The organism is Rhodococcus sp. P3_B8 (genome assembly GCF_056402775.1).
This window is the reverse complement of record NZ_JBFUGT010000001.1, coordinates 123,389-147,658: the sequence shown is the minus strand read 5'-3', so window position 1 is coordinate 147,658 and position 24,270 is coordinate 123,389. Positions and strand designations below refer to the sequence as shown.

The 24,270-nt window shown below is 68.5% G+C and carries 28 protein-coding genes; 13 read left to right on the top strand and 15 right to left on the bottom strand.

The genetic code is table 11. The annotated features are described in order from the left end of the window. Position 1: 1 nt before the first annotated feature. A complete protein-coding gene (locus AC1D1G_RS00730; protein ID WP_477950524.1) occupies positions 2–811 on the top strand; it encodes an MBL fold metallo-hydrolase in 810 nt (269 codons plus the stop codon). A 56-nt stretch (positions 812–867) separates the two neighbouring features. On the opposite strand, the gene AC1D1G_RS00725 is transcribed toward AC1D1G_RS00730, so the two are convergent. Continuing rightward, complete coding sequence (locus tag AC1D1G_RS00725; protein WP_477950667.1) at positions 868–1,866, bottom strand: PHP domain-containing protein; 999 nt, start codon at positions 1,864–1,866, stop codon at positions 868–870. A gap of 45 nt (positions 1,867–1,911) precedes the next feature. Then, the gene (locus tag AC1D1G_RS00720) at positions 1,912–2,787 is read right to left on the bottom strand and encodes a LysR family transcriptional regulator ArgP (RefSeq protein WP_283352332.1); all 876 of its coding nucleotides are present in this window, start codon (positions 2,785–2,787) and stop codon (positions 1,912–1,914) included. 72 nt (positions 2,788–2,859) lie between these two features. Here AC1D1G_RS00720 and AC1D1G_RS00715 point away from each other — a divergent pair, with 72 nt between their 5' ends. From AC1D1G_RS00715 to AC1D1G_RS00695, 5 genes are all read left to right on the top strand, one after another. Further along, positions 2,860–3,480: a LysE/ArgO family amino acid transporter gene (locus AC1D1G_RS00715; protein WP_283352333.1), complete on the top strand. Its 621-nt coding sequence runs from the start codon at positions 2,860–2,862 to the stop codon at positions 3,478–3,480. A gap of 47 nt (positions 3,481–3,527) precedes the next feature. Further along, the gene (locus AC1D1G_RS00710; RefSeq protein ID WP_064080315.1) at positions 3,528–4,109 is read left to right on the top strand and encodes a hypothetical protein; all 582 of its coding nucleotides are present in this window, start codon (positions 3,528–3,530) and stop codon (positions 4,107–4,109) included. After that, positions 4,109–4,513, top strand: coding sequence for a TIGR03668 family PPOX class F420-dependent oxidoreductase (locus AC1D1G_RS00705; protein ID WP_280783014.1), 405 nt, complete (start codon positions 4,109–4,111; stop codon positions 4,511–4,513). The genes AC1D1G_RS00710 and AC1D1G_RS00705 overlap by 1 nt, the downstream gene beginning before the upstream one ends. 55 nt (positions 4,514–4,568) lie before the next feature. Beyond that, positions 4,569–5,237, top strand: coding sequence for an SDR family oxidoreductase (locus AC1D1G_RS00700; RefSeq protein ID WP_477950521.1), 669 nt, complete (start codon positions 4,569–4,571; stop codon positions 5,235–5,237). 153 nt (positions 5,238–5,390) lie between these two features. Next, positions 5,391–5,732 carry a hypothetical protein gene (locus tag AC1D1G_RS00695; RefSeq protein WP_280783016.1) on the top strand — a complete coding sequence of 114 codons (342 nt, stop codon included), beginning with the start codon at positions 5,391–5,393 and terminating at the stop codon, positions 5,730–5,732. 3 nt (positions 5,733–5,735) lie between these two features. Here AC1D1G_RS00695 and AC1D1G_RS00690 read toward each other — a convergent pair whose 3' ends face one another. Next, positions 5,736–6,386, bottom strand: coding sequence for a maleylpyruvate isomerase family mycothiol-dependent enzyme (locus AC1D1G_RS00690; RefSeq protein ID WP_477950519.1), 651 nt, complete (start codon positions 6,384–6,386; stop codon positions 5,736–5,738). A 159-nt stretch (positions 6,387–6,545) separates the two neighbouring features. Here AC1D1G_RS00690 and AC1D1G_RS00685 point away from each other — a divergent pair, with 159 nt between their 5' ends. From AC1D1G_RS00685 to AC1D1G_RS00675, 3 genes are read left to right on the top strand one after another with little or no spacing between them, the layout of a single operon-like run. After that, positions 6,546–7,415 carry a TIGR04222 domain-containing membrane protein gene (locus AC1D1G_RS00685; RefSeq protein ID WP_477950517.1) on the top strand — a complete coding sequence of 290 codons (870 nt, stop codon included), beginning with the start codon at positions 6,546–6,548 and terminating at the stop codon, positions 7,413–7,415. Further along, a complete protein-coding gene (locus tag AC1D1G_RS00680) occupies positions 7,412–8,257 on the top strand; it encodes an MbnB/TglH/ChrH family RiPP precursor modification enzyme (RefSeq protein ID WP_477950515.1) in 846 nt (281 codons plus the stop codon). Before AC1D1G_RS00685 ends, AC1D1G_RS00680 begins: the two co-directional genes overlap by 4 nt. Further along, positions 8,254–8,583, top strand: a complete 330-nt coding sequence (locus AC1D1G_RS00675; RefSeq protein WP_477950513.1) for an SCO6045 C-terminal-like domain-containing protein — start codon at positions 8,254–8,256, stop codon at positions 8,581–8,583. Before AC1D1G_RS00680 ends, AC1D1G_RS00675 begins: the two co-directional genes overlap by 4 nt. Here AC1D1G_RS00675 and AC1D1G_RS00670 read toward each other — a convergent pair. After that, positions 8,501–9,526 carry an alpha/beta fold hydrolase gene (locus tag AC1D1G_RS00670; RefSeq protein ID WP_477950511.1) on the bottom strand — a complete coding sequence of 342 codons (1,026 nt, stop codon included), beginning with the start codon at positions 9,524–9,526 and terminating at the stop codon, positions 8,501–8,503. The two genes, AC1D1G_RS00675 and AC1D1G_RS00670, sit on opposite strands and share 83 nt — an antisense overlap. Before the next feature lie 121 nt (positions 9,527–9,647). Here AC1D1G_RS00670 and AC1D1G_RS00665 point away from each other — a divergent pair, with 121 nt between their 5' ends. After that, the gene (locus AC1D1G_RS00665) at positions 9,648–10,403 is read left to right on the top strand and encodes a GntR family transcriptional regulator (protein WP_105423050.1); all 756 of its coding nucleotides are present in this window, start codon (positions 9,648–9,650) and stop codon (positions 10,401–10,403) included. Between the two features lie 7 nt (positions 10,404–10,410). Here the strand turns inward: AC1D1G_RS00665 and AC1D1G_RS00660 are convergent, their stop codons facing one another. Next, entirely contained in the window at positions 10,411–11,112 is a 702-nt protein-coding gene (locus tag AC1D1G_RS00660; protein ID WP_477950509.1) for a phosphonatase-like hydrolase, read from the bottom strand. A gap of 41 nt (positions 11,113–11,153) precedes the next feature. Further along, positions 11,154–12,299, bottom strand: a complete 1,146-nt coding sequence (locus AC1D1G_RS00655) for a TIGR03364 family FAD-dependent oxidoreductase (RefSeq protein WP_477950507.1) — start codon at positions 12,297–12,299, stop codon at positions 11,154–11,156. A 187-nt stretch (positions 12,300–12,486) separates the two neighbouring features. Here AC1D1G_RS00655 and AC1D1G_RS00650 point away from each other — a divergent pair, with 187 nt between their 5' ends. Then, entirely contained in the window at positions 12,487–13,296 is an 810-nt protein-coding gene (locus AC1D1G_RS00650; RefSeq protein WP_283334662.1) for a CPBP family intramembrane glutamic endopeptidase, read from the top strand. 22 nt (positions 13,297–13,318) lie between these two features. Here the strand turns inward: AC1D1G_RS00650 and AC1D1G_RS00645 are convergent, their stop codons facing one another. The 7 genes from AC1D1G_RS00645 to AC1D1G_RS00615 form a co-directional block, all read right to left on the bottom strand. Further along, entirely contained in the window at positions 13,319–14,416 is a 1,098-nt protein-coding gene (locus AC1D1G_RS00645) for a DUF6777 domain-containing protein (RefSeq protein ID WP_477950505.1), read from the bottom strand. 68 nt (positions 14,417–14,484) lie between these two features. Continuing rightward, the gene (locus AC1D1G_RS00640; RefSeq protein WP_005262400.1) at positions 14,485–14,859 is read right to left on the bottom strand and encodes a nuclear transport factor 2 family protein; all 375 of its coding nucleotides are present in this window, start codon (positions 14,857–14,859) and stop codon (positions 14,485–14,487) included. A gap of 158 nt (positions 14,860–15,017) precedes the next feature. Beyond that, positions 15,018–16,427 carry an MFS transporter gene (locus AC1D1G_RS00635; RefSeq protein ID WP_280783027.1) on the bottom strand — a complete coding sequence of 470 codons (1,410 nt, stop codon included), beginning with the start codon at positions 16,425–16,427 and terminating at the stop codon, positions 15,018–15,020. A 74-nt stretch (positions 16,428–16,501) separates the two neighbouring features. Beyond that, positions 16,502–17,230, bottom strand: coding sequence for an enoyl-CoA hydratase/isomerase family protein (locus AC1D1G_RS00630; RefSeq protein ID WP_477950502.1), 729 nt, complete (start codon positions 17,228–17,230; stop codon positions 16,502–16,504). A 4-nt stretch (positions 17,231–17,234) separates the two neighbouring features. Then, positions 17,235–18,434, bottom strand: a complete 1,200-nt coding sequence (locus AC1D1G_RS00625; RefSeq protein WP_283334666.1) for an acyl-CoA dehydrogenase family protein — start codon at positions 18,432–18,434, stop codon at positions 17,235–17,237. 20 nt (positions 18,435–18,454) lie between these two features. After that, entirely contained in the window at positions 18,455–20,527 is a 2,073-nt protein-coding gene (locus tag AC1D1G_RS00620; protein ID WP_477950500.1) for an acetate--CoA ligase family protein, read from the bottom strand. Beyond that, positions 20,524–21,357 carry an SDR family NAD(P)-dependent oxidoreductase gene (locus tag AC1D1G_RS00615; RefSeq protein WP_011596223.1) on the bottom strand — a complete coding sequence of 278 codons (834 nt, stop codon included), beginning with the start codon at positions 21,355–21,357 and terminating at the stop codon, positions 20,524–20,526. The genes AC1D1G_RS00620 and AC1D1G_RS00615 overlap by 4 nt, the downstream gene beginning before the upstream one ends. 253 nt (positions 21,358–21,610) lie before the next feature. Between AC1D1G_RS00615 and AC1D1G_RS00610 the strand changes: the two genes are divergently transcribed. Together AC1D1G_RS00610 and AC1D1G_RS00605 are read left to right on the top strand one after the other, a co-directional pair. Continuing rightward, positions 21,611–22,240 (top strand): TetR/AcrR family transcriptional regulator, encoded by a 630-nt coding sequence (locus AC1D1G_RS00610; RefSeq protein ID WP_005249163.1) that lies wholly within the window; start codon positions 21,611–21,613, stop codon positions 22,238–22,240. Positions 22,241–22,276: 36 nt separating this feature from the next. After that, entirely contained in the window at positions 22,277–23,212 is a 936-nt protein-coding gene (locus AC1D1G_RS00605; protein WP_280783031.1) for a DMT family transporter, read from the top strand. 3 nt (positions 23,213–23,215) lie between these two features. Here the strand turns inward: AC1D1G_RS00605 and AC1D1G_RS00600 are convergent, their stop codons facing one another. Both AC1D1G_RS00600 and AC1D1G_RS00595 read right to left on the bottom strand, forming a co-directional pair. Continuing rightward, entirely contained in the window at positions 23,216–23,671 is a 456-nt protein-coding gene (locus AC1D1G_RS00600) for a DUF5994 family protein (RefSeq protein ID WP_283334668.1), read from the bottom strand. After that, complete coding sequence (locus AC1D1G_RS00595) at positions 23,668–24,177, bottom strand: DUF5994 family protein (RefSeq protein WP_477950497.1); 510 nt, start codon at positions 24,175–24,177, stop codon at positions 23,668–23,670. The genes AC1D1G_RS00600 and AC1D1G_RS00595 overlap by 4 nt, the downstream gene beginning before the upstream one ends. Between the last annotated feature and the right edge of the window lie 93 nt (positions 24,178–24,270).

Sequence of the window (24,270 nt, the reverse complement as noted above, 5' to 3'; positions counted from 1 at the left end):
CATGCGGGTACACCACCTCAATTGCGGCTCGTTCTCCTCGGCGCTCATCGGGCGGTTGGTGTGCCATGTGCTGGCGTGTGAAACCGACGCGGGCATTGTGCTGGTCGACTCCGGCTTCGGGCTGGCGGACGTCGCCGATCCCACCGGACGCGTCGGCCGGTACGCGCACCTGATGGGCGCCCGGTTCCGGGAGTCGGAGACGGCGGTCCGCCGGCTCGAGAAGCTGGGCCTGAATCCTGCGGACGTGACCCACATCGTCGCGACCCATCTCGACTTCGACCACATCGGCGGCGTCGCCGACTTCCCGAACGCCACCCTGCACACCACCGCCGCGGAACGAACGGCGTCAGAAGGACGTTCGTCGTTCCGGGAGAAGGTCCGCTACGGTCCCGCCCAGCTCACCCCCGAACCCACGCTGCACACCTATTCGGGGCCGGGCGAATCCGTGCTCGGGTTCTCCGACACCTACCCGATCGCCGGTGCCGCCGACCGCATCGTGCTCGTCCCGATGCCCGGCCACACCCGCGGTCACGCGGCGGTGGCCGTCGACACCGGAGTGAAGGGCTGGCTGCTACACGCGGGCGACGCGTTCTACCACCGCAGCACCGTCGCCGCCCCCGGACAGGTGTCGCCGGGAACCGAGGGTCGCGCTCTGCGGGTGATGGAAGAGCCGATCGCGGTGGATCGTTCGAAGATCCGCGGCAATCATCGCCGGCTCCGGGAACTGAACAATCAGGTGGCGCCGCGGGTGCGCGTCTTCTCCGCCCACGACCCGACACTGTTCGAGGAACTGGCCGGAGAGCGGGGCTAGGCCTTCGGCCCGTGCGTGGTTGACGAGTCCCTGCACTCGTCAACCACGCACGAGCGCTACTTTGCCCATTCCAGCAGGTCGTCGGCGGACCACGTGTTCACGACGCGGTCGGCCTCGACGCCGCACCGCATGGCCCGCTCGCACCCGTACCCCTGCCAGGCGAGTTGCCCGGGGGCGTGCGCGTCGGTGTCGATCGAGAACAGGCACCCCACGTCGATGGCCAGATCGATGAGACGGCTCGGCGGGTCGCGGCGTTCGGGACGGCTGTTGATCTCGACGGCCGTGCCGTGGTCGCGGCAGGCGGTGAACACCTGCTCCGCGTCGAACGTCGACTCCGGCCTGGTCCCGCGCCCGCCTTCGACGAGGCGGCCGGTGCAGTGTCCCAGCACGTCCACCAGCGGATTCTCCACCGCCCGGACCATCCGGCGGGTCATCGCCCCGCGCTCCGCCCGCAACTTGGAGTGCACGCTGGCGACGACGATGTCGAGTTCGTCGAGCAGATCCGGATCCTGGTCGAGTGAACCGTCGTCGAGGATGTCGACCTCGATGCCGGTGAGGATGCGGAACGGTGCCAGTTCCTCGTTCAGCGCGGCGATCACCTCCAGCTGAGAACGCAGCCGCTCCGCCGACAGCCCGTTCGCGACCGTCAGACGCGGGGAATGGTCTGTCAGAGCGCAGTATTCGTGACCCAGAGCGGCCGCGCTGCGCATCATCTCGTCGATGGGGCTGCCGCCGTCCGACCAGTCCGAGTGCGTGTGCAGGTCGCCTTTCAGCGCCTCCCGCAGCGCGCCGCCGCCGATCGGCTCCGCGTTCTCCCGTAGTTCCGCGAGATAGACGGGCACACCGTCGAGCGACTCACGGATCACGGTCGCCGTCTTGGGTCCGATGCCCGGCAGATCCTTCCAGCTGTCGGTGCGCCGGCGGACGTCCCGTTGCTCCTCGGACAGTTCGGCCACCACGTCGGCGGCACGCCGGTACGCCTTCACGCGGTGCGTCTCCGCACGCGACCGTTCGAGCCAGAACGCTGTCTCTCGCAGGGCCTGCACCGGGTCCATCGGGCTGTCGGCGTCCATGCCTCCAGTGTTGCGCCCACCCCGACGTCACCGCAACGCTTCGCGCGCCCCGTCCCGGACCGCGGTGGTGAGCGCCGCGAGGATCGGCGAATCCAGCTTCCACCGCTGCCAGTACAGCGGGACGTCGACCGGGCGGGACGGGTCGAGTTCGACGAGCCCGTGGTCGTCGCCGGTGTGTAATTCCGGCAGCAGTCCCCAGCCCAGTCCGTGGCGGACGGCGTCGGAGAACGCCGAAGACCCGGGAACGAAGTGCCGCGGCGGTTGGAGCCGGCGCCGCGTGAACCCGCGCAGGAACCGGGCCTGCAGTTCGTCCTTGCGATCGAAGTCGAGCATCGGTGCCACCGCGAGGGCGTCCGCCGTCGGACCGTCGGGGAGCCAGCGGTCGGCGTAGTCGCGGCTGCAGAGCGCGCGGTACCGCATCGACCCCAGCTTCTCGACGGTGCAGCCCTGCACCGCCTCCGGGACGGACGTCACCGCGGCCATCACCGTGCCCTCCTTCAGCAGGGTGGTCGAGTGGAATTCGTCTTCCCGATGCAGATCGAACAGCGCCCGATGCTCCGGCGCCAGGCGGGCGAGGGCCGGAATCATCCACGTGGACAGCGAATCCGCGTTGACGACCAGCGACAGCGTGCTCGTCGTCGCCTCCTCGGGGTTGAGGGACGACATGGCCTCGCGCTCGAGGTGGGCCATCTGGCGGGCGAGCGTGAGCACGACGTGTCCGGACTCGGTGGCCCGGACCGGCTTGGCCCGCTGCACCAGGACGCGCCCGACCTGCTGCTCGAGTACCTTGATCCGCTGGCTCACCGCGGACGGCGTGATGTGCAGTACCCGGGCCGCGGCGTCGAAGGTGCCTTCGTCGATCACGGCCGCGAACGTGCGAAGCGAAGCAAGGTCCAGATCCATATGAAGCGATGCTAATGGCAATGAAGGATAATTAGCTGGATTGATGATCGCGGGGTTCGTAGCGTGGTTCTCATGCACTTCACCCCTGCCCTGCTCACGGCGGCCGCCGGCTTCGGTACCGGCCTGTCGCTGATCGTCGCGATCGGCGCGCAGAACGCGTTCGTCCTGCGACAGGGGATCGCGCGCAGGCACGTCCTGCCGGTGGTCGTGCTGTGCGCGGTATCGGACGCCGTGCTCATTGCGGTCGGGATCAGCGGGATCGGCGCCGTACTCGCGCACGCTCCGGCTGCCATCACCCTGATCCGCTGGGCGGGTGCGGCATTCCTCGTCTCCTACGCGGTGCTCGCCGCTCGCCGCGCCCTCCGCCCCGGAACGCTCGACGCCACGCAGGAAATAGGGTCGGCGACCCTCGCGACGTCGATCCTCACCTGCCTCGCACTCACATGGCTCAACCCGCACGTGTACCTCGACACGGTGCTGATGCTCGGCTCGGTGGCCAACAACCAGGGCGAGTCGGGCCGATGGCTGTTCGGTCTCGGTGCCGCCACCTCGAGCGTCGTCTGGTTCCTCGCGCTCGGCTACGGCGCCCAGTTCCTGCACCGGGTGTTCGCCCGCCCCGGCGCGTGGCGCGTGCTCGACGCCGGGATCGCCGCGCTGATGCTCACCCTCGGCATCACCCTCGTCACCACCTAGTCAACATTTGGTTGACAAGGCGACTCGTGTCAACCAATACTTGACACATGCCGGACGCCGCGCTCACCCAATTGCTGTCGGACGCGATCGCCAAGGCGGACCCCGAGATCGACCCGGGCCTGGACCACGACCCCGCCGCCTACCTGGCGCTCGTCCGGCTCACCTCGCAGGCGCGGGAGTCGGTCGACGAACTGCTGGTCTCCGCGATCGCCGCCGCGCGCTCTGCCGGGCACAGCTGGGACACGGTCGGCGCCGCACTCGGCATGTCGCGGCAGGCGGCGCAACAACGTTTCGGCAAACGGATCGGCGACGCCCCCGACACGGACCCGGACGGCCGGACCCGCCGGCTCACCCCGCTCACCGCGTTCAACGAGATGCGCATCCTCAACCACGCCGGCTCGTACGGCTGGCACTCCGTCGGATTCGGCACCCTGTTCCACACCGTTCGCAAGTCCGAGGAACAGTGGGAGCACACCCGCGTGTCGGCGCCGGCGAGCCGCCAGAAACTCGAGGCCGACGGCTGGCAGAAGGTCGGGACGTTGTGGTTCCCGTGGGCATACTTCAAGCGCCCGTTGGGCATTCCCGCCCTCCCGGAACCGGTGAGCGGCGACTACCTGATGGAACCGTGATGGACGTCGTCGCGCGATTCGCGGCCGCCCGCATCGCGCGGCTCGCCACGGTCGGGGCGGACGGGGTGCCACACCTCGTCCCGCTCGTCTTCGCACTCGACTCCGACACGATCTACTCCTGCGTCGACCACAAACCGAAGCGCACCACGGCCTTGCGACGCCTCACGAACATCGCGGCCAACCCCGCGGTCACCCTGCTCGTGGACCACTACGACGAGAATTGGGACCACCTGTGGTGGGTGCGGGTCGACGGTCGGGCCGAGGTGCTCGCCCCCGACTCCCCGGCGGGCGGCGCCGCGATCGACGTTCTTGCCGCGAAGTACCCGCAGTACGTCGACCGCCGCCCGGACGGACCGGTGATCGCGATCCACGACCTGACGTGGCACCACTGGAGTGCCCTGTGAGTACTTGTCAACCGCCCGACGTTAATAAGTACTCACGGGCGTTAGCCTCGACAGCATGCCCACAGCCCTGATCACCGGCGCGAGCCGTGGCCTCGGAGCCGCCATCGCCCGCGAACTCGCACCGTCCCACGACCTCCTGCTCGGCGCCCGGTCGGCCGGGTCGCTGACCGACATCCTCGACGAACTGCAGGGCGCCACGCCCTGGCCGGTCGAGCTGACGGACTACGACGCGCTGGCGGCGGCGTGCGCCCCGATCGAGCGGCTCGACGTGCTCGTCCACAACGCCGGCGTCGCCGATCTCGCGACCGTCGCGGAGTCGACCGTCGACCAGTGGCGGCACACGCTCGAGGCGAACGTCATCGCGGTGGCCGAACTGACACGGCTGCTGCTGCCCGCTCTCCGCGCCGCGGGTGGGCACGTCGTCCTGATCAACTCGGGCGCCGGGCTCCGCGCGAACGCCGGCTGGGCGTCGTATGCGGCGAGCAAATTCGCCCTGCGGGCGTTCGGTGACGCACTTCGCCTCGAGGAGCCGTTACTGCGCGTCACGTCAATTCACCCCGGCCGGATCGACACCGATATGCAGCGCACCATCGTGGCCGGCGAGGGCGACGAGTACCGGCCGGAGAAGTATCTGAAGCCGTCGACCGTCGCAAAAGCCGTGCGCAACGCGGTGGAGACACCTGGTGATGCGCACCCCACAGAAATCGTGCTGAGGGTCCGCTGACAGCGAAGAAACCTGCGTGAGATAGATCACAGATTGATCTCACAGAAAGGCTTTAAGCTGCTCACAATTAGTCGCCCTACAGTTCTTCTCATCAGCAGAGGTCGCAAACGTGAGTCAGGTTCAACGAGCTGACTCCCAGGAGGTATCCCCACGATGAACACCGACCAGCGTACGTACAGCGACACCGTCGTCGCCGTCGACGGCGACGTCTTCGCGACGATGTTCACTCTCGATCTCGGTGACGGCGAGGTCGATCGCGAAGCAGTCGAGCGGATTCACGGCGGCGACTTCGACGAGTGGATCGAGGCGGCAGCGCGGTCCGGTCTGTTCACGCCGCAGGCGGTCGCGGGCCTCGTTCAGACGTGGCAGGACAACCCGAAGTCGTTGTTCGACGCCCTGCTCGTCGATGCCGACGAGATGACCCACAAGCGCTACGCGATCATCTGGGACGCGCTCGACGACGCCGACACGTTCGAGAACGTCGAGTACGCCTGACGCTCAGAACGGCCACGCGGGCACGGGCGGCAAGCCCTCCCGCGTGGGGCGCCCGATAACCCACGCCAGCAGTTCGGTGCGCGGAAGTTCCGGCACCCCGACGTCCGGATGCCTGGCCGCCAGCTCGGGCAGCTCCGATTCCAGCGTGTGCTCCACGAAGGCCGCCGGCCAGTCGGCCGCCGAGTAGCCGAGCCCCAGGTCGACGTGGTGGATCTCGAGCTCACGCCACCGCAGCACCGGCACCTGCCGCACAGGCACCCGCTGACGCCAGTTCACCGGCGTCTCGTACAGATCTTCGGTGATCCGCCGCAGCGACTCGAGCACCCGCCGTCCCGCGAAGCGGAAGTCGGCCACCAGTAGTTCGGCCGGACGCCCGGCCCCCTCCTCGATCGCCGCGGCCCGCGCGGCCGGACCGCCCGGGTACATCTCGGGCGCGGCCTCGCCGGTGATCACCCCGACCGCGAACCGGTTGAGCGCGTCCGCATTCCTCGCGAGGTGCGTGACGACGTGCCCCCGGCTCCACCCCGGCAGCAACGACGGCTCCCGCGCCTGGTCGTCGGTCAATCCCTCCAGCGTCGCCTCCGCCGTCCGGTGCGATTCGGCAACCGTGTCGAGCAGTTCGGCATACGACAGTGCGGCACTCGGCGACGTCATGCTGACGATGCTAGGCGATGCCCCCACAGCCACCTCACGACGAATCCCCAGGATCCCGATAACGGAACGGTGACGATCGGCATCCGGCGGGTGCAAATCGGACAATCGTACTGATACTGAGATCGACTGTCGGACAACGTGATTGAAGGGTGGTGTGTGATGTACAACGAATCCGCTACGTGGGGGATACCGAGCGAGACCTTTCTGGTGGTCTACGTGGCCGCCGCCGTGCTCGTGGTCGGGCTGGCGGTGTTCCTCCGGTCCCGGGGCACCGCATCCGCCCCGACCGCCGGTGTCCGCCTCGATCCGGTGCAGGCCGGGATGCTGACCTGCGACGATCGCGCCGTCGCCGCATCCCTGACGCTGCTGCGGGGAGCTGACCTCATCTCCGCCGACGGGACGGTCCTGCGGGCGTGGGGAGTCGCCGACAACGCCCTCGGATCGTTCACGCGGGCCGTCTACGACGAACTCGCCTCCGGGCGCAGCGCCCTCGGCAACCTGCGGCTCCCGGGCCGGTTGCAGGCCCCGCTCGACCACCTGCGGTCCACCCTGGTCGCGCAGGGGCTGCTCACGGGTCCCGCACAGAAGGCGTGGAACCGCCGCGCGAGCCTCCCGATCCTCGTCGTCGTGGCCTTCGGCGTCGCACGCCTCGTTTCCGGGTTCGCCGGCGGCAAGCCGATCGGCTTCCTGCTGGTCGCGGTGGTACTGCTCTCGGCCGCGCGGGAGCTCGTTCGCCGGACCGGCCGCAGGACGCCCCAGGGCACGGCGGAACTGCAGCGCCTGCGCCGCGACCACTCGTACCTGTCGCCGCGGATGCGCCCGTCGCTCACCGCATACGGTCCGACGCCGATCGCGCTGTCGACGGCACTCTTCGGGATGGGGGCCGTCGGCCTGTTCTCCCCGGGGTTCGCGAGCGCGGCCGGTATCACCGACAGCGGCAGCGGGGACGGCGGCAGCAGCGGTGGAGGCGACAGCTCCTGCGGCGGCGGCGGCGGAGGCTGCGGCGGCGGTGGGGGGTGCGGGGGATGACCGCCCTGATCGAGCCGGGCCTCGGCATCGGCTGGCGGCCGGAGATCTGCGGGATCATCGACCGGCTCGACGGCCTGCGGTTCTGCGAGGTGATCGCCGAATCCCTGCCCGCCCGCCGGCGCGGAGTCGGCGTTCCGGACGAACTGCGGTCGCTGGGCGTTCCCGTCGTCCCGCACGGCATCTCGCTGTCGCTGGGTGCCGCGGACGGTGTCGAGCAGCGCCGGATCGACCATCTCGCGCGGTGCGCCGACGCGCTCGGTGCGCCGCTCGTCAGCGAGCACGTCGCGTTCGTGCGGGCGGGCGGAATCGAGGCGGGGCACCTGCTGCCGGTGCCGCGCTCGGCGGAAGCCCTGGACGTGCTGGTGCGCAACATCCGGCGCACGCAGGAGTGCCTGCCGGTGCCCCTGGCCGTGGAGAACATCGCGGCCCTGTTCGACTGGCCGGACGACGACTACTCCGAGGGCGAGTTCCTGGCCGAACTCGTCGAACGCACCGGCGTGTACCTGCTGCTGGACGTCGCCAACGTCTACGCGAACGCCCGCAACCGCGGCCGCGACGCCGGCAAGGAACTCCGGCGGCTTCCCCTCGAACGTGTGGCGTACGGCCACGTCGCCGGGGGATCCGAACGGGACGGCGCGTACCACGACACCCACACCGACCCGGTGCCCGGCGAGGTGCTGGACCTGGTCCGGCAGTGGGCATCCGCGGGTGCCCCCGCGATGATGCTCGAGCGCGACGGGAACTACCTGCCCGCCCGTGAGTTGTTCGCCGAGCTGGATGCGATCGCGGATGCGGCCGGCGTCGACCGGGTCACCGGGGACGCGGTGTGGAGTCTGCCGTGACGGGGCTGGCGGAGCGGCAGGCGGCACTGGTCCGGGCTCTCGTCGCGGCGGGGGAGCTGCCCGCGGGATTCGACCGCGACGCGCTCGACACCGCGTCGAAGGCCTTGCTCCGCAAGCGATCCGGGGAAGTCGGCGGTCGCCTTCCCCACGTCCGCGCGGCCCTCGGCGACCGATTCTTCGCGCTGTTCGCCGCCTGGGCCGACGGCAGGCCGAAGGTGAGCACCCACGCGGACGCGGTGGCGTTCACCGCGCACCTCGAGTCGACCGGTCACCTGCCCGAGCCGAGTCGCCGTCGTCGCCGCCTGTACCGCCCGCGACGAACGTGAGCAGCAACTCGTTCACCTCTTCCGGTCTTTCCTGCTGGACGAAGTGCCCGGCTCCCTCGACGAGATGGAGTCCGCGCAAGTCCGGGACGGTGTCGCGCATCCGGTCGAGGGCCTGCGCACCACTCATCGTGAGGACGGGATCGTGCGCACCGGCCACGAACAGCGTCGGCACCTCGATGTCGGCTCCGGCGAGATCCCTGGAGCGTTCCCAATTGGCGTCGTACGCCCGGTACCAGTTCAGTCCGCCGGTGAATCCCGTCCGGGTGAAGACCTCCACATAATGGTCGAACTCGTCCTCCGTCAGCCACGACCACGGCAGGGGTGGGGCTTCGGGCAGCACGTCCAGGTAGCCGTTGCCCTCCGAGGGGTGCTGCCAGATGTCCAGATAGCGGTAGGCGCCCGACAACGCATAGAACAGCCGCTGCAGGAATCCTCGGGGATCGGCGTCGAGTTCGCGGTCGGCGACACCGGGTTCCTGGAAGTAGTGGATGTGCAGGAAGTGCTTGCGCGCCATCGACGCATACAGCTCCGACGGTCGCAGCGGGAACCGGTCGGGCGCGTAGGGGACGGCCAGTAGCACCAGCCCGGACACGCGTGCGCGGTGACGCAGTGCGACGGTCCAGGCGACCGGCGCGCCGAAGTCGTGGCCGACGAACACCGCACGCTCGTGACCGAGACTGTCGAGCAGGCCGATCAGCGCATCCGACACCCGCTCGTTCGTGTAGTCGTCGATGTCGCGGGGCACGTCGGTGCCGCCGTAGCCGGGCATGTCCGGGGCGATCGCCCGGTACCCGGATGCCGCGAGAGCCCGCATCTGATGGCGGTAGCTGTAGCCGAGCCCCGGGAATCCGTGGCACAGGACGACGGGCGGCCCGTCACCCAGTTCGGAAATCTGCCAACGGAATCCGTCGACCGTGACCACCCGCTCCGTCGACGACGCCATGCTCCGCATCCCTCCACCGGCTGGAACGTGTTTCAGCACTGTAGCGTAGCGACGACGCCATTAGAATGCACCTGACTCGCAGTGGCGACCGTCGACCGGCGGGGAAGTGGAGTGATGCGCAATGGTGGAGGCACGCTCCCGCCATGAGTTCGTCGCACTCCAGCTCCGGCAGCGCATCATGCAGCGGCAGTACGCGGTGGGTGAGTCGCTGCCCAGCGAGAGCATGCTGTGTGCGGAGTTCGAGGTGTCGCGCGGTCCCGTGCGCCAGGCCCTGGCAACGTTGAAGAACGAGGGGCTCATCCAGCTGTCCCAGGGCAAACCGGCCGTGGTGCGCAGTCACGACATCACGCAGACCCTGGACACGTTCACCCCCTTCTCGCAGTGGGCGCGCCGCACCGGCCGTGCGGCGGGCAGCCGCACGCTCGAGATCTCACGTCGCCGGGTGTCCGAACCTGCCGCCAGCGCATTGGGATCGGCCCCGGACGACTTCGTCGTCGAGGTGCTCCGCGTCCGGCTGCTGGACGGCGAACCGACGATGATCGAGCGGAGCACGTTCACCGACCGCGTCGGCTCCCTGCTGTTCGATTTCGACATCGACACCGGATCGATCACCGATTACCTCACCTCCCGCGGCGTCCGCTTCGAATCGATGGAGCACGTGCTCGACGCCGTCGCCGCGACCGGGGTCGACGCCGAGAATCTCGGGATCGACCCCGGCAGCCCGTTGCTTCGGGAACGTCGGACGTCGCGGGATCAGAACGGCGACACGTTCGAGTACGCGGACGATCGGTACCGCCCCGACCTCGTCGCCTTCAGCATCGTGAACGCCCGCACCATCGACCCCAGGCTTCCGTCGGACGACGGCAACGGAGCCTGATCGGAAATCAGGTGTTGCGCAGTTCGGCGAGCAGAATGGGCAGGTCCGCGACGCTGTCGAGAACGTGGGTGGCCCCGGCCTCGGACAGCTGGGTGGCGTCGTGGGCGCCGGTGAGCACGCCCACGGAGGCAAGGGCTCCGGCGCGGAGACCGGTGGTGACGTCCGACGTGGTGTCGCCGAGCACCACCATGGACTGCACGGACGGGGCACCGGTGCGCATCAACGCGGTCAGCGCCAGGTCCGGGAAGGGGCGGCCGCGGACACCGTCTCCGGGGCACAACACGACGTCGGCGACGTCCTGCCAGCCGAGGGCGCGAATGATCGCCACCTGCGTCTCGTGCGCGAAGCCGGTGGTGAGCGCCGTCTTGATGCCCTGCTCCCGCAGGGAGCCGAAGAGTTCCACCGCGCCGGGGATCGCGCTGCACCGCCCGTCGTCGACGAGTTGCGAGTAGCAGCGTTCGAATTCCTTGTTCGCGGCCTGCGCCTGCTCCTCGTTACCGCCGCTGAGATGGCGGAAGACGACGATCTTGGACTGGCCCATGGTGTCGGAGACGTAGTCGAGCATCCGCCTCCGGTCCTCGTCGGTCTTCGACAGTCCGGCATGCGCGTCCGCGGCGAGGAAGGACTGCTGTACCAGCCCGCTGTCCTCCACGGTGGTGCCTGCCATGTCGAAGACGACGAGGCTGATGTCCCGGTGACGTGTTCCCATTGTCTGATTCCTCTCGGTGTTCGGTGAATGTGGTTGTGCTGCTATGCCATTACGGGCAGGGTGTCGCGGCCGAAGACGGAGTCGATGCGGTCCTTCGCCAGACCCATGCTGGTGGTCATGCCGATCCCGGTGGTCACGGTGACGACGTGCACGCCGTCGATCGGCTCCTCGATCAGGAAGTCGGAATCGGGTGCCGAGCTGTACACACCCTGCCAGCGTTCGGTGACGGTGACGTCCGAGACGCCGAAGAGGGCGGCGGCCTCACGGATCAGCGCCTCGAACCCCTTCTCCGACTGGAACGGCTCCGCCGAGATCTCACGGATGTGGGTGTCGCCCAGCAGGATCGATCCGTCGGGCTGCGGTGTGTACATCTGATGGAGGTCGAGGTCGGCGTAGTCGGGGTACTCGTCACGCAGCCTCGCCGCGAGTGCCGCCGTCGCGGGAAGATTCTCGAAACCGCTGTACCGCACGAGCGACCAGCCCGTGAACAGCGGTGCGGGCAACGGCGCGGACAACGGAAGCCTCGCGCGCATCATGTGGAGCCGGCACCGCAGGAGCCCCCCGCGCTCGGCCGGCCCCGGGAACAGGCGGTCGATGTCGTAGTTGACGGTGACGAACACCGTCGCCGCCTGCAGATCGCCCCGCGAGGTATGAACGACGCCGGTCTCGAATCCGGTTGCGGCGGTGCGCCAGAAGAAGTCGACACCCGACGCGTCGAGCCACTGCGCAATGGCGGGGGCCGCCTCCCGCGGGTTCACCTGGAGGTCGTCGGCCATGTACATGCCCCCGACGACGCGGTCGCCGACGATGGGTAACGCGCCGAGGATCCGGTCTCGGGACAGCAGTTCCACTTCGGCCGGTCCGCGTACGGCCGCGAACTCGGTCATGACTGCCAGCTCGTCGTCATGTCGTGCCACACAGTATGTTCCGGATTCGGCGGACCAGAACCCGGCCTTGCGTGCCAGGTCGAGCCAGTGCTCCCGGCCCGCTCGGGCGTAGTCGCGGGCGACGCCCGACTGGGCGGTGATGCAGGCGTGGCCGAAGTTCTGGACGGACGCGCCCGCAACGCGGTCGGCGTGGTCGATCACCGCCACGGACAGGCCTCGGTTGCGCGCGTGATACGCGTGCGCGAGGCCGACGATTCCGGCACCGACGACCACCACGTCGTAGCGTCGTTGAGTTGTCATGCGACTCACTGTGGACCCGCCCAGGACAACATGTCAATACAAGTACAAGAAATTTGCCGCAGGTATATATAAGTTGCTTTCCGTTAACCGTCCGTTGTGCGACCCGGCGGGCGCGTCGGGTGGTCGCGGTCGGGGGTTGCTGCGAAAATTGCCGCCCGAGTCCACCCACCTGCAGAGGGGCTGATCGATGAGTAGTGGTTCCGGCCCGAGAGCCGTTCCCGTCCACGAACCGGCGTCGTCCCACGACCGCTTCGGTCCCCTGATCGAGCGCCGTGACGACGTCGACTTCCCCTTCTACAACGGGACGCCCACCACGCTGTCGGTGCGGCAGTGGGTCCTGGCGTGGGCCTCGGTCGCAGTCGGCTTCGCGGCCTTGGTCCTCATCCCGCAGACCGACAACGTCGTTGCGCTGATTCCGCGCATCCTGTTCGTCGGCATCCCGCTCGTCGTGCTGGCGATGGTGACGCGCGAGCACTGGACAGCGTTGTTCCGGAAGGTGCACGGCCGTGACGTCCTCACGATGATCGGCTTCGCCGTGCTCAACCTCGTTGTCACGTCGGTGCTGGCGTTGATCGTGCGCGCCCTGTTCGGGGTGGCGTCCAACGAGGCCATCGACGGTGCGGGCGAGGGCGGTGCGCTCGACACGGCAGCGTTCTACGTGGGAACCGGGATCCAATTGGTCGGCGAAGAAGTCTTCACCATCGTCCCGTTTCTCGCGCTGATGTATTTCCTGTTCGCCAAGGCGAAACTGTCCCGCAAGACCGCAATCATCCTGGCCTGGCTCCTCAGTGCGGTGTGGTTCGGCGCCGCCCACCTGCAAACCTACGACTGGAACTTCGCGCAGGCCTTCATCGTGATCGGCGGGGCCCGGCTGGTGCTCACCCTCGCCTACATCCGGACCAAGAACCTGTGGGTCTCGACGGGCGCGCACATCATCAACGACTGGACGCTCTTCACCCAGGCGATCGTGATCAACGCCGCGCTCGTCACCCTGTAGCCGAGTACTCCGCGTCCGACCCTCAGTTGGGAATGGGGATGACGATGGGTGGCAGACCCGGTATCTGCACCTGAATCTGCTGCGGCGGTGCGGGCGCCGGCGCGGGGGGAGGCGGGTAGTTCACCGGCGGTTCGGGTGCGGGCGGCGGGGGAGGTGGCGGCGGTGGGGGCGGTGGCGGAGCCGCAGCGGGCGGAGGCGCAGCTTCCGGGGCGGGAGCCGGCGCGGGACGGGGAGCGGCTTGCTGCACCACCGCGGGCGGCGAATCCACTACCGGCGCCTGGGCTTCCACGGGTGCCACCGGATTCGGGCGCTCCGCCGGCTGCTGCGGGCCGGAACCGATCGGCATCGGCGTCAGTCCACCGGTCATCAGATCCACCACGGTCACTTCGGTCATCGCCAGGTTGGAGGGCTGCACGACGTACAACCTGTCCTGTTGGAATCCCGGCCACGGATCGCCCTGCACGTCCGCGTTCTCGTTCACCACCGGGGAGAGCAGTGGGCTTCCGCGCACACATCGGACGCGGGGGACGCCGTGGTCGTCGATCAACACGATGGTCCCCGCCTCGAGGACGGACTGGAATGCGCTCGCATGCCCGTCGTCGAAGCCGTGATTGGTGACGCGGGTGTCCGCACGGAGCAGCACAGGTGTCAGGGTCCGGACGTAATTCCGCACGTCGTCGACCTGGAACACGCTCGACCAGGCCTGCAGCATCGCGGGATCCTGCTCGAGGTCGTCGACGAGGCGTTGCCGGTCGCAGAGCACCCGGTCGGGGCTTCCGCCGTAGAGGCCGGCACGGTCGCCGATCACCCGGATCCCGGCGGCGCGGGGTTCGCTCGGCAGGTCGGTGCCCGGCGGACCGAACGGGACCGTCGTCGGCGTCTGCGGTGGAAGCAGCACTTCCGTCCACGGAAGCTGCCCGCTGTCGGTGGCCCGGTCCAGGCCGACCGGATCGGGGTGGCCCCCGGAACCCGAGGAGCACGCCACGAGCACCGTGGCGGTCAGCGCCCCGGCGACCGACAGCCAGCTACGCGGTGCGCGCCCGGGGCGCGTACCGGCTCGAACGACTGCTCTGCGTCGGGCACGCCGTGCGGCCTGCCCGGCGACGTCGGTGGCCACCACGCCATGGTAAGCACAGTCGCTGATCAGCCGGGCCGAATTGCGGTGTGGTTGCCGGGCCCGGCCGTCGGTCAGCTCGTGATCATGTCTTCCTGCGACCAAAATGCGCGCATGGACGTGATCTTGCCGTCGTCGTCGAACGTCATGACGTCGATCGGCGCGATCTCGAGCTTCTGCTCACCCAGGTCGGTGACGAGGGAGAAGTGAAACGCGGCCGAGTTGCCGGCGATCTTCAGCGTCAGGAGCTCGCCGGTCTGCTTCAGCGGTTCGATCACCCCGTAGAACTCCCGCAGCGATTCCACCGTGGTTCGCGGCTCGGTTCCCACCGGATCCTCCACGGTGGCGCCCTCGGCGTACAGTGCGACGACGTCGTCGGCGGTCCCGGTGGCCACCGCCTCGATGTACCTCTCGACGGTCTTGCGGATGTCTTCTGCGGACGGTGCCATGATGCGAACTCCTCAGTCGAATAGAACGTGTTCTAGTGGTGAGAGTAACGCAGCACCGGCCCGGTGGGGAGCCCCTTCTCCCAGGCAGCGGGACATGTTCGCACAGGGGCCCGCCCCTGCCGACATCGGAAGCCGGCAGGGGCGGGAGGGAACGATCCTCAGGTTCGCGGCGCGGACGCCTCCTCCAACTTCTCCAGCCGGGGAGCGCTCGTCCCCATTACCGGGGCAGCGGACACGGAGGACACCTCTTCCAGCGACTTCCCCTTCGTCTCCGGAGACATGAAGAAGCAGATCACGAACGCCACCGCCGTCAGCACCGCACCGAAGAGCATCGTGGTGCCGGTTCCCAGCGCCGAGATGCTCAGCGGCAGCAGGTACGTGCCCGTCGCGGCGCCGAACCGGCTCACCGCGGTGGCGATTCCCACCGCAGTCGCCCGGAACTCGGTGGGGAAGAGCTCGTTGGGGTAGATCCACACCAGGATGCTCGGACCGCCGGAGATGAACGCGTACGCGCAGAAGGCGGCGACGATGAACCAGAGGGGACCGTCCGCCCACAACCACAGCCCTGCCAGCGGAATCACCATCAGGGCCAGCGGGACCACTGCGATCGGACGCCGGCCCCACTTCTCGACCAGGAACAGTGCGGGGATGGATCCGGCGACGATGAGCCCGATGATGACGGTTTCGACGATGAGCCCCGCGGAACCGTCACCGGAGATCGAGAAGCCCGACAGGATCGTGGGCAGGAAGGTCAGCAACGCGTAGAGCGGGGTGACGACCGCCAGATACAAAGCGCTGCACATGATCAGCCGGGCCAGGTACTGGCCGCGGAAGTAGATCCGGATGTCGGCCTTCGGCTTGTCCGCCGTGTCCTCGACGGTGACCTTGCTCAGGTCGAGTTTCTCCCCGTAGATCTTCTCGACCACGGCCTCGGCGTCGGCCACCCGGCCGTTCTTCAGGAGCCAGCGTGGCGACTCCGGGATTCCGCGACGCACCAGGATCACGATCAGACCCAGCACCGCACTGGACGCGAGGAGCAGGCGCCAATGGTCGTTGCCACCGGAGATGCCGACGACGAGCGCACCGACCACGTACGCGGAAACCGCGCCCGCCGACCACGCGACAGCCGACATCCCGACCATGGCGCCGCGCTTCTTGGTGGGGGTGAACTCGGTGAGCAGCGAGGTGGCGATGGGGTAGTCGGCACCGATGGCCGCGCCGATGACGAAGCGCAGAACGATGAGCTGCCACGGCAATTGGACGAACACCGACAACGCGCACGCGACGACCAGTACCACCAGGTCGAGGGCGTACATCTTCTCCCGGCCGATCCGGTCGGTGAGGAAGCCGAACACTGTGGCGCCGAAGAAGATACCGATCAGCGAGGCGGCACCGATCAACCCTGCCTCGGCTGTCGTCGGGTGAAGTTGCTCGGTCACCCCGAGCAGGGCCACGCCGATGATGCTCATGACGTACCCGTCCAGGAATGGTCCGCCACAGCACGCGATCAGGAGCTTGGTGTGAAACCCGCGTTTGGCGGGTCTGTCCATCACGTCGAAGGAACTCATGTCGTCTCCACTACGTAGATTGGTGCCGTCACCCTGGGGGTGGCGGGCGAGTCGGCCGCACTCGGCCGGTACCGCTAAGGGGTTGTCTTGTTCAGCGCCGAGTAGGCGAGCTGCTCGAGCAGCAGCGAAGCATGATGCGGGGAGTCGGCGCTGACGTCCAGCACCTGCTTGGTGATGCTCAGCGCCAGTGGCGAATACGCCGCGAGTTCGTGCGCGATGCTCAGCGCCTGCTTCACGTGCTCCGCGGGAGGGGCGATCTCACTGACGACGCCCCAGCGTTCGGCGTCGGTGTGATCGAAGCGCCGTCCGCGCAGGACGAGGTCGCGGGCACGGCCCGCCCCGACGATGCGGGTGATGCGGGTGACCCCACCGGAACTGGGGAGGATCCCGATTCCGATCTCCGGGAACCCGAAGACCGCGGCCGGATCGGCGACGCGGATGTCGGTGGCGAGAGCCAGTTCGAGCCCGCCGCCGAGGCAGTAGCCGGTGATCGCGGACACGGTGGGTTGCGGGAGAGCCGCGAGCGCCTCGTACACCGACCCGGAGGTCCGGTAGTACTCGGCGATCGCCTCCGGCGTCATCTCCCGCAGTTCGGTGACGTCCGCGCCGGCCGAGAACACCGAGTCGCCCCCGGTGAGGACCACCGCACGGCTGGACTTCACCTCGGATGACCCCAGTGCGCTGAGCAGTTCGGCTTCCATGTGCGTGGACAGCGCGTTCCGCTTCTGTTCGCGCCTCAGGGTGACGACGGCGACGTCGCCGTCGCGGCGCACATCGACGGTCCCGGCGTTCTCGGTCGACATCGTGCTACTTCTCCCCGGCCTCGTAGCGGAAGGACAGCAGGTTGTCGAGACCCCGCTTGTTGGCCTCGTTCGCGATGACCAGGCGCTGGATCTCCGACGTGCCCTCCCAGATGCGGTCGACGCGCAGTTCGCGCCACAGCCGCTCGACGGGGTAGTCGCGGATGTAGCCGCGCCCACCGAAGATCTGGACGGCCCGGTCGACCACCCGGTTCGACGCCTCGGAGGCGGCCAGCTTCACGGTCGCGGCCTTGGCATGCAGCGTCTTTCGCAGGTCGGCATCATCAGGATCGGCCTGGTCGAATTCCCACGCCACCTGGTGGGTGAGCGCCCGGTTGGTGGTGATGTCCACGACGGAGTCGGCGATCATGCCCTGGATCAGCTGACGGTTGATCAGCGGCTCGCCGCCCTGCACCCGCTCCCGCGCCCAGTCGACGGCCAGGGTCAGCGCCCGCTCGGCGGCACCGATCGTGCGTGCGCCGATCATCAGCCGCTCCTCCGTGAACCAGTCGCGGGTGAGGTCGTGGCCCTGCCCGATGCCGCCGAGCACGGCGTCGGCTCCGACGCGCACATTCTCGAACGTGAACTCGGGGTGCTCGTAGACGAAGGTGTGCGTGTAGCGGGGGATGTGCTTGATCTTCACACCCGGGGTGTCGACGTCGATCAGGAAGATCGTTGCGGCGTGCTCGGGTTCGACGTTGGCCAGCACGATGAGGTAATCGGCGACGTCACCGACCGTGACGAACCACTTCTCGCCGTTGATGATGTACCCGCCGTTGCCGTCGGGTGTCGCGGTCGTGCTCGCCGCGGAGAAGTCCGAGCCCGCGTTGGCCTCGGAGATCGCGACGGCGTCGCGACGGTCGCCCCGGGCACCGGGAATCAGGTAGCGCTCCCGCTGTTCGGGGGTCGCGTGGGTCAGCGGGTTCGCGGGCCGCCACACCGTGTCCCACAGCGCGTTGGTGAGCTTACCGAGCTCGTCCTGCACGACGGCCTGCTCGAGCACCGTCAGTCCGGCACCGCCGTACTCGACGGGGGTGTTGATCGCCTGCAGACCCGATGCGAGGACGGCCGCCTTGATGGTGGCGTGGGATTCGTCGGAAATTCCGTTGTTTCTTTCGCACTCGTCCTCGAACTGCATGATCGTGTCGGTCAGGGCGCGTGCGCGCTCCTTGAGGTCGGCGAGGCGGGGGCTGTATGCGAATTCCATGATGAAAGAACTTCCTTGTGTCAGTTGATGTTCGATGAGCTGAGGACGATGCGTGCGTCGAGTCCGAGGGCGTGCTTCGGAGTGACGAACAGCGGGTTGATCTCGAGTTCCGCGATCTCGGGGTGCGCGGTGGCCACGGCCGTGACGGCGGCAATGGCGTCCGCGGCCGCGTCGAGGTTGATCGGGGGCCTGCCGCGAACCCCTCGGAGCAGAGCGGACGCCCGCAGATTGTCGAGCAGACCACGGGCGGTCTCCGCATCGACCGGCGCCAGCGCGAAGGCGACGTCGGCGAGGACCTCGGTGAAGATGCCGCCGAGACCCACCATCGCCACGGGACCGAACCGCGGGTCGGTCTGGACGCCCACGATGAGTTCGACTCCCTCACTGAGGTCCGCCATGCTCTCCACGCAGTAGGCGGGCGCGGCGAGCGAGTCGTCCATCCGCGTGAACGCGTCGGTGAGTTGCTGCGCGGTTTCCAAACCCAGTGCCACCCCGCCGGAGTCGGACTTGTGCAGCAACCCCATCGCCTTCAGGACCACGGGGTACCCCACGGTGTCGGCCGCTGCCACCGCCTCGGCGCACGTCCACACCAGTTGCGCGTCCGGGAACTCGACGCCCGCACCGCGGAAGAGTTCGCGGGCGTCCCAGTACGCGTCGCTGGTGACCGGCGCGGCCGGCTCACTCTCCCCGCCCGCAGGATGCTGCGGCGCAGCGGTTTCCGCGATGACCCCGAGCGCACCCGCGGCATCCTCCACCGCCCGGAAGACCGGGACTCCGCTGTCGGCCAGGACCCGGGCCGCGGCGCTGTCGGGATGCATCGTGTGTACGACGACCGGCTTGCCGTGGGTGCGCGCCGTCTCGGCCATCGCACGGGCGGTGTCGACCTCCGCTCGCGCGAGGTTCTCGCCGTAACTTCCGTAGCCGCCGAAGTATCCGGTCAGCAGGACGGAGTCGACGGCCGGACTCTGCAGGATGGTGTCGAGGACCGAGACGAACGAGGTGATGTCCTGTTCCCCGGCGCCGGCGAGGTCGACTGGGTTCGTCACCCCGGCGGACGGCGGCAACAGAGCGCGCAGTGCGCTGCTGATGTCGGCGGTGAACTCCGGCACGGCGAGTCCGGCTGCCTCGACGACGTCGGATGCGACACCCGCGTGCCCGCCGCCGTCCGCGATGACGCCGACCCGGTGCACCTCCGCAGGTCCGTACCCGAGGAGTGTGGCCGCCACGTCCGCCAACTGCCGTGGACTCGATACCCGGTACACCCCGGCGGCCCGGCAGGCCGCGTCGATGACCGCGCTGTCGGATGTCAGCGATCCCGTGTGCGACTGTGCCCCGCGGATGGATGCCTCGCTGCCACCCACCGTCAGCAATAAGACCGGCTTCCCGGCCCGGGATGCCTGGGCGGCGGCGTCGACGAACGCCCGCCCGTCACCGAAGTCCTCGCAGTACACGGCGATGAGATCGGTGTCATCGTGCTCCACGCAGGAGCGGATGAGGTCGGCGGCGCCGAGGTCTGCCTGGTTCCCGAGCGAGGCGAACCGGGAGAACCCGTGCCCGCGGGCCTCGAGGAATTGGCTGAGTTCGAGTGCCATGTTGCCGCTCTGGGAGAGCAGCGCGACCCGTCCGGCCGGAAGCGGGTTCGAGGCCAGCGTCAGCGCGGTGCTCGAGTCCAGCACACCCAGGCAGTTCGGCCCGAGCAGGACGGCTCCGGCCGCCCGCACCCGCTCCACGACCCGATCCTGCACAGCCTTTCCGGCAGCACCGAGTTCGGCGAAACCGGCGGTGACACCGACGATCGCGGTGGCGCCCGCCGCGAGGGCGTCGTCCACGGCCTCCTCGAAACCCTGTGCCGGAACGGTGATGACGACGAGATCGACTCGTTCGTCGAGTTCCGACAGGCTGCGGAGCGAGGGGTGTCCCAGGATGCGCTCACCGCGCCGGTTGACGAGGTGGACCGACCGGCTGCCCTTCATGCGGAGGGCCTGAACGCTGATCCAGTTGCCGTACTTCGTCTCGTCGTTGCTGGCACCGAGGACGGCGACCGACCGGGGGTCGAACAGTGCCGTGAGGTCGCGGTCGGTGATCGTGCTCATCGCGTCTCCTCGACCTTCGGAGCGGGATGGCCCGTACCCCAGGCGTCGGCGCCGCCGTCGATCACCAGCGTGGTGCCGGTGACGTAACTGCCAGCGGGGGAGGCGAGGAATGTGACCACTCCGGAGACGTCCTCGGCCGTACCCAGGCGACCGAGCGGAACCGCGGACGTCCACTGCGCGCGGGCCTCTTCGGTGTAGTTGCCCTCCATGCCCTCCGTCGCGATGGTGCCGGGGGCGATGCAGATCGACCGGATTCCGTACCGGCTCCACTCCAGCGACAGTCCGGAGGCGAGGTTCTCGAGGGCGGCGCGGGCGGAGGTGGCATGGACCATCGATGCGATTCCGCGACGCGGGGAGAACGCCATGAAGAAGATGCATCCCGACCGCTGCGGAATCATCGCGCGAACGGCGACCTCCCGGGTGACCGCCCAGGTGGCGTCGACGGCGAGGCGGTGCACGGCGCGCCATCCCTTGCTGGTGATGTCCTCGGCCGGCGCCGCGAACTGGCCGCCGGCGTTGTTGACGAGGATGTCGATCCGGCCGAACGTGTCGAGCGCGCGGTCGACCAGGTCGGTCACCTGCTCTTCCTCGCGAATGTCGGCGGGCACTGCGAGCACCCGGGCGCCCAGCGCCTCGATCTCGGCGGCGGTCTTTTCGAGGGGCTCGGACCGGCGGCCGCTGATGACGACGTCGGCTCCACACCTCGCCATGTCCAGTGCGATCGCGCGTCCGATCCCGGTGCCTCCACCGGTGATCAGTGCCACCCGCCCGCGATGGACGTCGGGGCGCAGCACCTGCCCGGCGCCTCCACCTGGGTTCTCACATTCCATCGAGCGTTCGCCTCTCGTCGCTGCCGTTCCGACCCGGGGGTCTGACTGATGCATCAGTTATACCGTGACGCAGCCCACAGATGTCAAGAGTTTGCCGAAAACTGACGCGACGTCCGAATGTTCCCCGTGCTTGTTGAGGCTATTTTAGCTGCGGTTATGCCTGAGAACGTCCGACTCCGGCCCCTTCCGCCCAAGCAGCGCGGCGTCTGACTGATGCGTCAGTTTTAGGCGTATGATTTGATGGATCAGTCAGATGACTATCGAAGGAGGGACAGTGACCGCTCAACTCACCGAGGACGCGCGCCGAACGGCGATACTCGACGCCGCGGCTCAGCTGATCGCCGAGCGCGGATACCACTCGGTCCGTATCTCCGACATCGCACAGGTCGTCGGCACCAGCACCGGAGCGGTGCACTACTACTTCCCCGGCAAGAGCGACGTCCTGACGGCGGCCCTCCGCCACGCCATCGACAACGCATTCGACCGGCAGAGCCGCGAACTCAAAGCGATCGACAACGCCCACGAGCGGCTGCTCCGCCTGATCGACATGCAGTTGCCCCGCGTCGGGCCGCTGCGCGACGAGTGGTCCATCTGGCTGCAGTTCTGGGCCGAGGCCACGCTGCGACCCGAACTCCGCCCGTTCCACAACACCTACTACGCGCGCTGGCACGAAACCGTCGTCAAGATCGTCCGGCGCGGACAACGCCAGGAGATCTTCCGCACCGACGTCGACCCGGAGACCATCGCGCAGCGGCTGACCGCGCTCACCGACGGGACCGCCATCCAGGTGCTCACCGGCGCACCGAACATGACCGTCGCCGCCATGAAAGAGGTTCTCGTGCAGTTCGTTCACGACGAACTCGTCGCGCCGCGGACATGGTGACCCGACCACCGCGGACCGCTCGACGCGTTCGAGTCCATGGGCGATAGCACCACCCGCGGCCGCAGTGCCGTCGCCTGGGGATGCGGTGCGGCCTCCGCGGTCGCCTACGGACTCACCCCGACGTTCGCCGCGATCGGCTACGCCGGTGGAGTGTCGCCGGCCGTCCTCGTCTGCCTCCGCAGCCTCGTCGGTGCCGCACTCCTGCTACTCCTGGCCTGGTCCACCGGAAGACTGACGGGCGTGACCTGGAAGTCCGCTGTCGGGCTGTGCGTCGTCTGCGGCCCACTGTTCGGAATCCAGCTTCTGTGTTTCTTTGCGGCAGTGCGGGTTACCGGTGCCCAGATCGCGGTCGTGATCGTCCACATCTACCCACTGTTCGTGATGGCACTGGTCTGGGTGCTCACCCGGAACAGGATCCACCGCGGTCAGTTGGTGCTGGCCCTCGCGATGTCCGGCGGCATCGCGCTCGTCGCAGGCGCGGGCGGCTCCGCCGTCGCCCTGAACGGGGCGATACTCGCCCTCCTCAGCGCCGCCGGGTACGCCGTGTATCTGGTGGTCGGGGAACGATGGGTGCACCAGGTCAGCCCCGTCGCCGCCGGCGGACTGGCGTCACTCGGCGCCGGAATCGCCACCGGCACGATCGCCGTCGTCGACGGACAGTCCTGGACGTTCGCACCCAGCGGGTGGGGGTCCATTCTGTTCCAGGGGCTCCTGCTGATGCCCATCGGGATCGGCTGCTCCTTCATCGCGGTGCGCGCGCTCGGCTCGGCCTCGGTCAGCCTCCTCGGACTGCTCGAACCGGTGGTCGGGGTGCTGGCCGCACAGATTCTGCTGGGCGAGCAACTGTCGCCGGTGCAGTGGGCGGGAATGGCCGTCGTCCTGATCGCGTCCGCAGCACTGCCGTGGATGCGGGAGAAGCGTCCCCGTCACGTCGATCGGTCACCGGCCCTCCACGACGCCGAGAGTCGATAGCGACTACTGGTCCGGAGCGAGACCCACAGCCCTCTTCATCGCCTCGAAAGCGTTGTCGGCGTCGGTATTGGGCCCGACGATCAAGATGTCGAGGCGACGTCCGTCGGTACCGAAGACGTACATGATGTCGGTCGGCTGATCCGGATCCGGGCCGGACACCTCGATGCCGTCCCGCCGGTCGATGCCGCGTTGCGAGATGCTCAGCGAGTTCCAATCGAAGGCGACGCGTTCGGTCGTTCCCACTCGATCCGTCAACGCGCTGATCAGGTCGTGCAGTTCGGTGGTCAGATTGGTGGTTCGGGGCCACCACGCCCCGTCGACGCCCTCCGACACCTCGCCGCGAGCGCGCAGGAGCAGCCTCGGGGTCCGGGTGGGTGCGTCGAAAGGCTGCCCACCGTCGGCCGGCCGAGAAAGTCCCAGCCCACGACCGGAATGCGTGATGTTGTCGTCGTGCGTCATCGTTCACGTCCCTTCGCGCTCGCAGTGCGGTCGAAGCCATCCCTGATGCCCGACATCAGCAACTCGTCGGCGGTCAGGGCACTGTTGGGGTTGGCGGCCGTATGCATCGTCGAGTCGGCATAGCGGGCATCGGCCTCGGGAGGCACCACCAGGAGCGTCAACCTCGTCCGCTTCAGACCGCTCACGTACAGGGTGTTGAGCGGCTGGTACTCGTAACCGTCGAGATGCACCGATCGTCCCGCGACCATGACCCGGCGCGGCGCAGGAAGCCAGGCCTTGAGGTCGTACACGACTCGATCGACCACACCCATCCGAACCGCCACCAGCGCAACCAGATCCGCAATCTCCACGGTCAGGTCACGGGACCGGGGCCACCAGGCGCCGTCCACCGTGCCGGCACCGGGCGCCTCCGGCTTCAACCGAAGCCGCGGCGACTGCGCCGGGCCGCCACGACTATGGGCGCCGTGAAGACGACCGGGAAAGTTGCGATCCTGTTGTAGCGTCATGACGACGCTCCCGCCTCGGCCGCAAAGCGGCCGATATCTCTGTCGGCGGCGACGCGATCTCGGGCGTTCGCGTACGAAGTGCCGCCGATACCC